Source organism: Sphingobacterium cavernae (assembly GCF_008520265.1).
Lineage (GTDB): Bacteria > Bacteroidota > Bacteroidia > Sphingobacteriales > Sphingobacteriaceae > Sphingobacterium > Sphingobacterium cavernae.
On the sequence record NZ_VIQM01000110.1, the window covers coordinates 1 to 1,584 of the forward strand.

The window sequence follows — 1,584 nt, forward strand, 5'->3', positions numbered from 1 at the left end:
TGGACAGTATAAACTCTTCTAAAGAAAATAGTGAGGATATAATTTGATTTTTCACAAAAAGCTTTCCTAATTAATAGAAGAGGGCAGATTTTTTTACACCCTAAATTTATTTAGGACAGCTGTGATCTACAACATATATTATTAATTTTTAGTAAAAAAATACAAAGCATTGGTTTTCAGTATAATATTTTTTATTTTAACAGGAGATTAGTATGAGGCAAAAATGTGTGTTTAAGTTATTGATTTAATTTCTTAAAAAATAACCATAGAATAGCAACATTTTTTAATAAGAATCGTTATAAAATTATTAAACCAGAATCATGATTTTAAATAAAATAACCGATAATAGAATATTAAAACGCTTAGAAAACAATATTAAATCTACTCTAGGTAAGATTGCAACATTAAGAACAGATCACAAATGTCCAAAATCATGGTATGGGAATGATTATGGGGGATTTTATATCAATCCAACATTATTAACATCCGAATCAGTAGTGTATTCATTTGGTATTGGTCAAGATATATCATTCGATTTAGAAGTCATAAAACACCATCAATGTAAAATTTTCGGATTTGATCCTACTCCAAAATCCATTGAATGGATAAAAAATCAAAATTTACCAGCACATTTCCAATTCGAAAGCATTGGAATTGGCAAAACTACTGGTAAGGCTATATTCAATCTTCCAAAAGACGAGGAAAATGTATCTGCAAGTCTGTACGATCATCCCTTTATTGATTCATCAAATAATGTGGAAGTTCATCTAGAATCTTTTCAAGACATATCAGATAGGCTAAATCATACACATATAGATGTACTTAAAATGGATATTGAGGGAGCAGAATACGATGCCATAGATAATATATTGAATTCAAATATTTATATAAAGCAGATTCTATTAGAAATACATGAAAGATTTTTCGCTGATGGAAAAAAGAAAACAGAAGTATTATTACAAAAACTACGAGACAACGGGTATAAATTATTTGCTATATCAGATAGTTATCAAGAATTATCATTTATAAAAGTGTAATTATTTACGCTTTATATCAGGCTATTTTATGGACGAGTCAACTTCTGAAATAACATAGATATCTTCGTTATCCTTTTTCATTTTATATTTTTCACGAGCGATACGCTGAATTTCATTGGGATTATATTGCGCATCTTTTATAGATTTTTCCAAGTTTTCGACCTCAGAAGTATAGAATTCTTTCTCGTACTGAAGTTTATTTTTTTCTTTCTGATATCCATATTGTGTAGCGAAATCATAGCGATCAAAAAAGCACATCCATACCAAGAATGCGAACCCTGCTATAAGAAATTTATTTTTGACTAATGATACCGCTCTTTCCATGTAACAAAAATAAGATTATGTTTCTATATTCAGATTAAATATATTGATTTTTTAGCAATCGAGTAGAAAGATAGGGATTATTTCCCTATCTGTCCTCTCACACCACCTGGCATACGGATCCGTACCAAGGCGGTTTGTTAGAATAACGTCGTTTGATGTGTTGTTCTCCAGTAATAGTAGTCTGCAAATCCTTCGTAACCTAGTTTAGTAAAGCATGAGTTTG

General features: G+C 29.6%; 2 protein-coding genes. One reads left to right on the forward strand and one right to left on the reverse strand.

Annotation, left to right across the window (positions count from 1 at the left end; translation table 11 throughout):
• The first annotated feature begins 320 nt into the window (after nt 1-320).
• Nucleotides 321-1,037, forward strand: coding sequence for an FkbM family methyltransferase (locus tag FLS47_RS17585; RefSeq protein WP_149915631.1), 717 nt, complete (start codon nt 321-323; stop codon nt 1,035-1,037).
• Between the two features lie 21 nt (nt 1,038-1,058).
• On the opposite strand, the gene FLS47_RS17590 is transcribed toward FLS47_RS17585, so the two are convergent.
• A complete protein-coding gene (locus FLS47_RS17590) occupies nt 1,059-1,361 on the reverse strand; it encodes an FtsB family cell division protein (RefSeq protein WP_149915632.1) in 303 nt (100 codons plus the stop codon).
• Nucleotides 1,362-1,584 lie beyond the last annotated feature (223 nt).